At 66.3% G+C, this 9,062-nt stretch carries 9 protein-coding genes; 2 read left to right on the forward strand and 7 right to left on the reverse strand.

Annotated features, from left to right (window positions below):
- Both GJ693_RS11155 and GJ693_RS11160 read right to left on the reverse strand, forming a co-directional pair.
- On the reverse strand, positions 1-210 hold a 210-nt coding region (locus GJ693_RS11155), incomplete at its 3' end, for an NAD-dependent epimerase/dehydratase family protein (RefSeq protein ID WP_328598832.1).
- A 72-nt stretch (positions 211-282) separates the two neighbouring features.
- Positions 283-2,049, reverse strand: a complete 1,767-nt coding sequence (locus GJ693_RS11160) for a fatty acyl-AMP ligase (RefSeq protein WP_156256381.1) — start codon at positions 2,047-2,049, stop codon at positions 283-285.
- A gap of 121 nt (positions 2,050-2,170) precedes the next feature.
- Between GJ693_RS11160 and GJ693_RS11165 the strand changes: the two genes are divergently transcribed.
- A complete protein-coding gene (locus GJ693_RS11165; RefSeq protein WP_156256382.1) occupies positions 2,171-2,728 on the forward strand; it encodes a regulatory protein RecX in 558 nt (185 codons plus the stop codon).
- Here GJ693_RS11165 and GJ693_RS11170 read toward each other — a convergent pair whose 3' ends face one another.
- Complete coding sequence (locus GJ693_RS11170) at positions 2,729-2,932, reverse strand: hypothetical protein (RefSeq protein WP_156256383.1); 204 nt, start codon at positions 2,930-2,932, stop codon at positions 2,729-2,731.
- Positions 2,933-3,053: 121 nt separating this feature from the next.
- A complete protein-coding gene (clpA, locus tag GJ693_RS11175) occupies positions 3,054-5,396 on the reverse strand; it encodes an ATP-dependent Clp protease ATP-binding subunit ClpA (RefSeq protein WP_156256384.1) in 2,343 nt (780 codons plus the stop codon).
- Positions 5,397-5,584: 188 nt separating this feature from the next.
- Here clpA and GJ693_RS11180 point away from each other — a divergent pair, with 188 nt between their 5' ends.
- The gene (locus GJ693_RS11180; protein ID WP_197042132.1) at positions 5,585-6,373 is read left to right on the forward strand and encodes an acid phosphatase; all 789 of its coding nucleotides are present in this window, start codon (positions 5,585-5,587) and stop codon (positions 6,371-6,373) included.
- A gap of 60 nt (positions 6,374-6,433) precedes the next feature.
- Here GJ693_RS11180 and GJ693_RS11185 read toward each other — a convergent pair whose 3' ends face one another.
- The 3 genes from GJ693_RS11185 to GJ693_RS17515 all read right to left on the reverse strand — a co-directional run bounded on the left by GJ693_RS11185 (position 6,434) and on the right by GJ693_RS17515 (position 9,057).
- Entirely contained in the window at positions 6,434-7,660 is a 1,227-nt protein-coding gene (locus GJ693_RS11185; RefSeq protein ID WP_156256386.1) for an acyl-CoA dehydrogenase family protein, read from the reverse strand.
- A 59-nt stretch (positions 7,661-7,719) separates the two neighbouring features.
- Entirely contained in the window at positions 7,720-8,817 is a 1,098-nt protein-coding gene (locus GJ693_RS11190) for an acyl-CoA dehydrogenase family protein (RefSeq protein WP_156256387.1), read from the reverse strand.
- 90 nt (positions 8,818-8,907) lie between these two features.
- Positions 8,908-9,057 (reverse strand): sulfotransferase-like domain-containing protein, encoded by a 150-nt coding sequence (locus tag GJ693_RS17515; RefSeq protein WP_268893156.1) that lies wholly within the window; start codon positions 9,055-9,057, stop codon positions 8,908-8,910.
- Between the last annotated feature and the right edge of the window lie 5 nt (positions 9,058-9,062).

Consider the following 9,062-nt stretch of genomic DNA (forward strand, 5'->3'; position numbering starts at 1 on the left):
GCACAGGCGGGCGAGAGCGCGAGTGTCGGTGAGATCGCCCAGCACCCACTCGATGCCGGGCTGCGGTGGCTGCGGGCGGCGGGTGAGGGCGCGGATGGGGCGCTCCGCGAGCGCCAGCACGCGGCGGCCGACGAAGCCGGTCGCGCCGGTGATGGCGATCACGCTCCCCTCCCGCGTGCGGGAGGGTCTGGGGGTGGGAATATCCGTCATGGCACGTGCTGGGTGATTGGTGCGCTCTGCACTGCCCACCCCCAACCCCTCCCGCAGGCGGGAGGGGAGTTATCAGGCCGCGATTTCAAACGGCTGGATTTCCCCGGAGAGATACTGCAGCCGCGCCTTCGACCGGCTCAACTTGCCGGACGAGGTGCGCGGCAGGGTGCGCGGCGGCACCAGTTCGACGACACAGCTCATGCCGGTGATCGCCTTCACCTTGGTCTTGATCGCCTCGCGCAGCTTGATGCGCTCGTCATTGTCGCTGGTGCGGCACTGCACCAGCACGGCCGGGGCTTCCTCGCCCGACGGGGTGGTGATCGAGAAGGCGGCGATGTCGCCGGCCTTGAAGCCGGGCAGCTGCTCGATCGCCCATTCGATGTCCTGCGGCCAGTGGTTCTTGCCGTTGATGATGATCATGTCCTTGGCGCGGCCGACGATGTAGAGCGAGCCGTCCTTCATGTAGGCCATGTCGCCGGTGTCGAGCCAGCCGTCCTTCAGACAGGCTTCGGTGGCTTCGGGATCGCGGAAATAACCGACCATGATGCCAAGGCCCTTGACGAACACGCGGCCGATCTTGCGGTCGGGCAGCACGCGGCCATTTTCATCGCGCACTTCGATGGTCAGGCCGGGCACGGCCTTGCCGCAATTGACGATGGCGCGATATCGGGTGGGCAGACGCTGATCGGCGCGGGCATCGGCGCTGGCACCTGACAGGGTGCGTTCGTCGATCAGGTCGCACTGGATGCCTTCGCCCACCGGCATGATGGTGACGGCGAGCGTCGCTTCCGCGAGGCCATAGCTGGGCAGGAAGGCGCTGGCCTTGAAGCCTGCAGCTGCGAAGGTGTCGACAAAGGCCTGCATCACTTCCGGGCGGATCATGTCCGCGCCGTTGCCGGCGACGCGCCAGCGCGACAGGTCATAGCGTTCGGCGACCGGGATCGACGGCGAGATGCGGCGGGCGCAGATGTCATAGCCGAAGGTGGGGGAGTAGCTGAGCGAATTGTCCGGGTTGCGGCTGATCAGCGTGAGCCACGACAGCGGGCGGCGGGCAAAATCCTCGGTGGCGAGATAATCGACCGAAATCTGGTTCGACATCGGGGCGAGCATGCAGCCGACCAGGCCCATGTCGTGATACCAAGGCAGCCAGCTGATGACGCGGTCACCTTCGGCGGCGTGGGTGCAATGGGCATGGCCAGCGAGGTTTGCCAGCAGCGCTTCGTGGGTGACGGCGACGCCGTGCGGGAAGCGGGTCGAGCCCGACGAATATTGCAGATAGGCGATGTCGGTCGGCTTGGCCTGGGGCAGCGCCACATCCGGCGCATCACCGCTGAACCACATATCCCAGTCATGTGCGGCGCACAGGCCGGTGGCCGCATCTTTCACGATGTCGTGCAGCCCGGGCGGGGAGAGCAGCATCAGCGGATCGCAGCTGGTGAGCTGGACGCGAATCTGATCCACATAAGCCTCGCGGCCGCCAAAGCTGGTCGGCAACGGCAGCGGCACCGGCAGTGCGCCGGCATAGATGGCGCCAAAGAAGGCGGCGGCGAATCCCGCGCCGGTTTCAGCGATCAGGGCGATGCGGTCACCGGGCTTCACGCCTTCGGCTATGAAGTGGGCGGCATGGCGGCGGGCATCGGCGGCGAGTTCGCGATAGGGATAGGCGCGCACCAGATCGGCGCGGGCATCGTGGAAATTATAGCCCTTTTCACCCTGGGCCGCGTAATCCAGCGCCTCGCCCAGCGTACCGAAATTGGATCGGCGCTGCGGCAGACCATCGCTGGTGGGGGTGGAGCGCAGTGTGGTTGCGCGCAAGGCCTCGGGGGTATCGGCCATCATCGTCTCCCTTGCCGCACCGCTGCGGCCCGACCCGGCCTGCGGTGCATGTCAAATTTCGTCCACACTGGCCCTTGCATGCAGGGGCGTTCAAAATCCGGCCCGAAAGTGGCAGGAAAGTGGCATGGTTGACGATCAGCAAGGATTTGGTTCCCGTCAGCGCCGGGTTGCGCCGCCGTTGGACGACGGGTCTTTGCGCGAACTGGCGTTGGCCTATGCCGCGCGCTTTGCCACCACACGCCTGAAATTGCTGCGTTATCTGGCGCGCAAGCTGAAGGAACGCGGCTGGGCTGGGGCGCAGCCGGCCGATCCGGAAGCACTGGCCGACCGGCTGGTCGAACTGGGCTATGTCAATGATGCGGCCTGGGCGGCGATGAAGGGCCGCGCGATGGCCGCACGCGGCCTGGGGCATCGCCGCGTGTCCGATGAATTGTCGGCCGCCGGGGTGGCGCCGGCCGATCGCGGCGAGGCGCCCGCACCCAACGAAGCGCTGGCGACCGCTTTGGCTTTTGCCCGCAAGAAGCGGCTGGGGCCGTTCGCGAAGCAGATCAGCGATGATCCGGCCAGCCGGCAGAAGGCACTGGCGGCGCTGTTGCGGGCCGGGCACGCCATGGCGGTGGCGCGGCAGGTGCTGGCCGCGCGCAGCGTGGAGGAAGCCGAACAGCTGCTCGACGGGGACTGATCAGCGGATCAGCTGGCGGGCGCCGCCCGACCAGCTGATGACCAGGCCCAGCACCTTGCCCATCACTTCACCGGTCAGGGCAAAGCGGTGCGGGCTGGGGTCACCACTGTCTTCAAAGGCGAGGGTAAGGCGGGGCTCGGCAGCGATCAATGCCGCCACCAGCAAGGCCAACAGCCCGATCCGTGATGCCAGCTGCCCGATCATCGCCCGATTCCTCTTGCCTGCTCTCTGTGGCCCATTTTGCCCGCCAAAGCTGACCACAGGCTGAACGATTACGCTTGTAGCCAGCAACATCCCCCGCCGGTCGCCCGGCGGGGGACGATGTTCAGGCTTCTTCCGTCGGCGCCGGCAGCGCCTTGGGCGCTTTCCTCGCCTTCAGCTTCTTGATGGCGGGCACGATCTCGAAAGTCAGCGCGTCGTCCTTCACATGCACGCGCACCTCGCCGCCATTGACCAGCTTGCCGAACAGCAGTTCCTCGGCCAGCGGCTGCTTGATCTTCTCCTGGATCAGGCGGCCCATCGGGCGGGCACCATAGAGCTTGTCGTAACCGCGGGCGATCAGCCAGGCCTTGGCCTCCTCGGTCAAGGCGATATGCACTTCGCGATCGGCGAGCTGCATTTCCAGCTGCAGGATGAACTTGTCGATCACCATGGCGACCACGGCCGGCGGCAGGTAACCGAACGGCACGGTGGCATCCAGCCGGTTGCGGAATTCCGGGCTGAACATCTTCTTGATGGCTTCCTCGTCCTCCCCGATGCGGGTGGTGGCACCGAAACCGATACCTTCCCGCGCCATGTCGGCGGCGCCGGCATTGGTCGTCATGATCAGGATGATGTTGCGGAAATCCACCGTCTTGCCGTGGTGATCGGTCAGCTTGCCGTTGTCCATCACCTGCAACAGGATGTTGAACAGATCCGGGTGGGCCTTCTCGATTTCATCAAGCAGCAGCACCGAATGCGGCTGCTGATCGACGGCGTCGGTCAACAGGCCGCCCTGATCGAAGCCGACATAGCCGGGAGGCGCGCCGATCAGTCGGCTGACCGAGTGGCGTTCCATATATTCCGACATGTCGAAACGGGTGAGCGGAATGCCCAGGATCGCCGCCAGCTGCTTGGCCACCTCGGTCTTGCCGACGCCGGTGGGGCCGGAGAAGAGGTAGCAGCCGATCGGCTTGTTGGGCTCGCGCAGGCCGGCGCGGGCCAGCTTGATGGCGCTGGCCAGCTTCTCGATGGCGGCATCCTGGCCGAACACCACGCGCTTCAGATCGGCTTCCAGCGTCTGCAGCTGGGCCTTGTCGTCGGTGGAAACGCTCTTGGGCGGAATGCGCGCCATGGTGGCGATCACCGCTTCCACTTCCTTCACGCCGATCGTCTTCTTGCGCTTGGATTCGGGCAGCAGCATCTGCGATGCGCCGGTCTCGTCGATCACGTCGATGGCCTTGTCGGGCAGCTTGCGATCGTTGATGTAGCGCGCCGAAAGCTCCACCGCCGCCTTGATGGCATCGGGCGTGTATTTCAGCTTGTGATGCTCCTCATAGGACGGCCGCAGACCCATCAGGATCTTGATCGAATCCTCCACCGAAGGCTCGTTCACGTCGATCTTCTGGAAACGGCGCAGCAGGGCGCGGTCCTTCTCGAAGTGGTTGCGGAACTCCTTGTAGGTGGTCGACCCGATGCAGCGGATCGCGCCGGAGGACAGCGCCGGCTTGAGCAGGTTGGAGGCATCCATCGCGCCGCCGCTGGTGGCGCCAGCGCCGATCACGGTGTGGATCTCGTCAATGAACAGCACGGCGTGCGGCAGCTTTTCCAGCTCGTTCACGACATTCTTCAGCCGTTCCTCGAAATCGCCGCGGTAACGCGTGCCGGCCAGCAGCGCGCCCATGTCGAGGCTGTAGATCACCGCCGGCTTCAGCACGTCGGGCACCTGGCCTTCGACGATCTTGCGGGCCAGGCCCTCGGCGATGGCGGTCTTGCCGACGCCCGGATCACCCACATAGAGCGGGTTGTTCTTGGAACGGCGGCACAGGATCTGGATGGTGCGGTCCACCTCGGCATGGCGACCGATCAGCGGATCGACCTTGCCGATCTTCGCCTTCTCGTTGAGGTTGACGGTGAACTGCTTGAGGGCGCTTTCGCCGCCCTTCTTGTCGCTCTTTTCCGCCTTGGCCGGCTTTTCCTCCGGCTCTTCCTTGTCGGCCGAACCGCGCGGCGGCTTGGCTTCGGACTGGCCGGACTTGGCGATGCCGTGGCTGATGAACGAGACGGCGTCGAGGCGCGTCATGTCCTGCTGCTGCAGGAAGAAGACGGCGTGGCTTTCGCGTTCGGAAAACAGCGCGACCAGCACGTTGGCGCCGGTCACTTCCTCGCGGCCGCTGGACTGCACATGCAGGATGGCGCGCTGCACCACCCGCTGGAAACCGGCGGTGGGGGACGGATCGACACTGGCATCGGCCTTCAGCGCCGACAGCTCGGTATCGAGATAGCGGATCAGCTGGCCCTGCAGTTCTTCCAGATCGACATTGCAGGCCTTCATCACCTGGGCGGCATGGGTATCGGTGGTCAGCGCCAGCAGCAGATGTTCGAGCGTTGCATATTCGTGGGTGCGGCGGGCGGCTTCCGCCAGCGCATTGTGGAGGGTCTTTTCCAGTTCACGCGTGAACGATGGCATCAATTTCTCCGGGGCGCTGTTTCGGGGGGAAAGCAGCGCCGTTACCGGCCCGGCCTGATGACGGGCCTGCCCCAATGTCTGCCTCGCATGGGCAAACATCAAGGGGCAAACATCCCCCGTCCACAGTTTTGTCTGTGGCATGGCCGCGCAGGCCGGGCCATGATGGTGGGGACAAAGAGGAGATTGCCATGCGCCTGTTCCTGCCCGCCCTGCTGCTCTGTGCCAGTGCCGCCGCCGCCCAACCCGCCGCTGCGCCGCCGCCGGCTCTGCCGCTGCCGCCGCCCATCACTGTCTCGGTCTCACCTCCCGGCTATGTCGCCAACCGGCCACCGCTGGCGCTGCTGCGCCTGCTGCCGCCGCCACCGGAGGCCGGCAGTGCCGAACAACAGGCCGATCAGTTTCTCTACCGCGCCAGCAAGCGCGGTATCGGCGGGCCCTTGTGGAACGCAGCGATTGGCCAGCTCAGCATCACCAGCCCGAGTTTCGTGAAAACGGTGAGCTGTGCGCTGGGGGCGGCGCTGTCACCGCAGACGACGCCGGCGACCATGACGCTGCTGCGCCGCGCCGGCACCGATCTGGGCCGCGGTGTGTTCCTGGCCAAGGACTATTACAAGCGCCCGCGCCCGTTCACCACGGATGGCGGCAAGGCGTGCGATCCGGATGCGGCCAAGGATGGCGGCAAGGCGTTGGGCTTTGCCTATCCGTCGGGCCATGCCGCCATTGGCTGGCTGTGGGGCCTGATCCTGTCCGACGTGCGGCCGGAACGCAGCGCCGCACTGCTGAAATTCGGTAAGGGCACCGGCGATCTGCGCATCGCCTGCCGGGTGCACTGGGCGTCGGATGTGAATGGCGGCCGGCTGATGGCCACTGCGCTCTATCAGCAGATTGCTGACACACCCGACTACCAGGCCGACCTGCTCAAGGCCAAGGCCGAGCTGAGCCTGGCGCCGGTGCCGGAAGGCTGCCCGGCAGGCTGACATGAGAAGGGGGCGCCAGCCTCGCGGCCGGCGCCCCCGTTGATCATCTGGCCGGCGCGTTTACGCGGCCGTTGACTTGTTGAACGGCGTGTCCTTGTCCGGCCGCATGTCGCCGGGCAGGCCGAGCACGCGTTCGGCGATGATGTTCCTGAGGATTTCGTCCGTCCCGCCGGCGATGCGCAGGCCGGCCGAGCCGATGTAGCTGCCTTGCAGCTTGGCCAGTTCCGGATCGGCGTCGGCGCCGGCGACGAAGCCATCGCCGCCCGACAGGTCGAGCGCGAAGCTGGCCAGGTCCTGCATGGTCTTGGCCACCACCACCTTGGAGATGGACTGTTCCGGTCCCGGCACCTGGCCCTTGGACAGGGCCGACAGTGCGCGCATCTGGGTCAGCTTGATGCCCTGATCGTTGATGTAGGTCTGGGCGATCTTCTGGCGCACGTCGCTGGCGCCGATGGCCGGGTTGCCGTCCGGCGCTTCCACGCCCTTGGCCAGCTTCATCAGCGTTTCATAGCCCGGCGCGTAGCGCGGCTTGCCGCCAACGGCGAGACGCTCGTGCATCAGCGTGGTCAGCGCCACCTTCCAGCCGTCGCCGACGGCGCCGAGCCGGTGCGAATCGTTCACCCGCACGCCGTCGAAGAACACCTCGTTGAAATCGCTGCCGCCTGACATCTGCTTGATGCCCTTCACGGTCACGCCCGGCGCCTTCATGTTGACGATGAACATGGTGAGGCCCTTGTGCTTGGGCATGCTCGGATCGGTGCGGCAGACGACGATGCCGAAATCACTGGCGTGGGCAAAGCTGGTCCACACCTTCTGGCCGTCGATCACCCATTCGTCGCCGTCCTTCACCGCCTTGGTGCGGATGCCGGCGAGGTCGGAGCCCGCGGCCGGTTCGGAGAAGAGCTGGCACCAGACTTCCTCGCCCAGCAGCGCCTTGGGCACATAGCGCTGGATCACCTCCGGGTTGCCGTGGGTGAAAACGGTGGGGATGCACATGCCGAGGCCAATGGAATAGAGGCCCTGCGGCACGTGCCAGCGGCTTTCCTCCTGGCCATAGATGATGCTGTGCATCGGGGTCAGGCCCTGGCCGCCGAACATCTTGGGCCAGGTGATCCCGGTGTAGCCGGCGGCGTGCTTCTTGGCCTGCCAGGCCTTGGAGCGCGCGATGAATTCCGGCAGCTTCCAGCTTTCGGCGGGCGGGTCGCGATACTCGCTGGCATTGTCCTCAAGCCAGGCGCGCACGGTGGCGCGATATTCGGCTTCCTGCGGGGTGTCGTTGAAATCCATGGTTGGTCTCCCGAAGTCGTTTTCAGCCTCTGGGCCTCAGCCTGTCGAGGCGCAATTCGTCACGCGGCGGCGCGATTGCGCTGTTCCAGCGCGCGCACCAGCCGATCGGCCCACCAGCCGCGCGGGCCCAAGGCGGCGATCAGCGCCCGGTTGCGGCGGTAATAGAATTGGCAGTCGCTTTCCCAGGTAAAGCCAATGCCGCCGTGCAGCTGCACATTTTCCTCAGCGCAGAAGGCCAGCGCATCGAGGCTGGCGACGCGGGCGGCGGCGGCGGCCTGGCGCAGTTCGGCGCCGTTGGTGCCGATCATGGCGACGCCGTGCAGGGCGTGAGCGCGCGCCAGTTCCAGCTTGATATACATGTCCGCACACTTGTGCTTGACCGCCTGGTACCGACCGATCTTCTGGCCAAAGGCGACGCGGGTCTTGGCATAATCCACCGTCATCGCCATCGCCGCACTGGCCGTGCCGATGGCTTCATAGGCCAGGATGATGGCGGCGCGATCAAGCCAATCCTGGTAATCGCCGGCCGTGCCCAGCGCTTCGGCGGGCGTGGCGTTGAGCGTCAGCTTGCCGTGGCGGCGAACGAGATCGACGGTTTCCACCGCCGCCGTCTGCGCATCCTTCAGATCGACGATGTAAAGCTGCGGGCCATCATCACCGGCAGCCGCCACGATGGCGACATGGGCAACGGGCAGATCCGCCACCGGCTGTTTGACGCCGGTGAGCTTGCCGCCGCTGGCCACCGTCTTCACGTTGGCCGGGTTCACGGCGCCGGGCTCGCTCCAGGCCACCGTGGCGATGATCTCGCCGCTGGCGATGCCGGGCAGCCACTTGGCCTGCTGCGCCTCGGTGCCGGCGAGCACCAGCGCTTCGGTGGCGAGCAGGGTGGAAACGAGCGGCACGGTGGCGAGGCTGCCGCCGGCGGCTTCCGCCAGCTGCGCCACTTCCTCGACCGTCAGGCCCAGGCCGCCATGGGCTTCCGGCACGCGCGCGGCGGTCCAGCCCAGCTCGCTGATCTCTTTCCACAGCGCGGCATCCATGGCCGGCGCGTCGGCCGCCATCGCCTTGCGCGCCGGGCCGGTGCCGGCCTTTTCGGCGAGCAATTTGCGCGCCTGTTCGCCGAGTTCCTTGGCTTCATCGGAAAAATCGAAATTCACGGGTCCACTCCCCAAGTCGTGACGGGGCGCAGATTACGCGCACGTCAGCCTTGGGCAACCTGTCGCTTTTGACGCGGTGAGCAAGTGGGGTCAGAGCCTGTGCGCTGCCAGTGCTTCATAATGCGGCCGGCATTCGTCGCGCACCCGCGCCGCCTCGCCCGCCAGCGCCGGCAGCGGCCCCTCGCGGCCCTCGAACCCGGTCGAGGCCAGCACGCGGTTGTACCAGTGCGGCGCCCACACGCCGT

This window comes from Sandarakinorhabdus oryzae, assembly GCF_009733735.1.
GTDB classification, from domain to species: Bacteria; Pseudomonadota; Alphaproteobacteria; order Sphingomonadales; family Sphingomonadaceae; genus Sandarakinorhabdus; species Sandarakinorhabdus oryzae.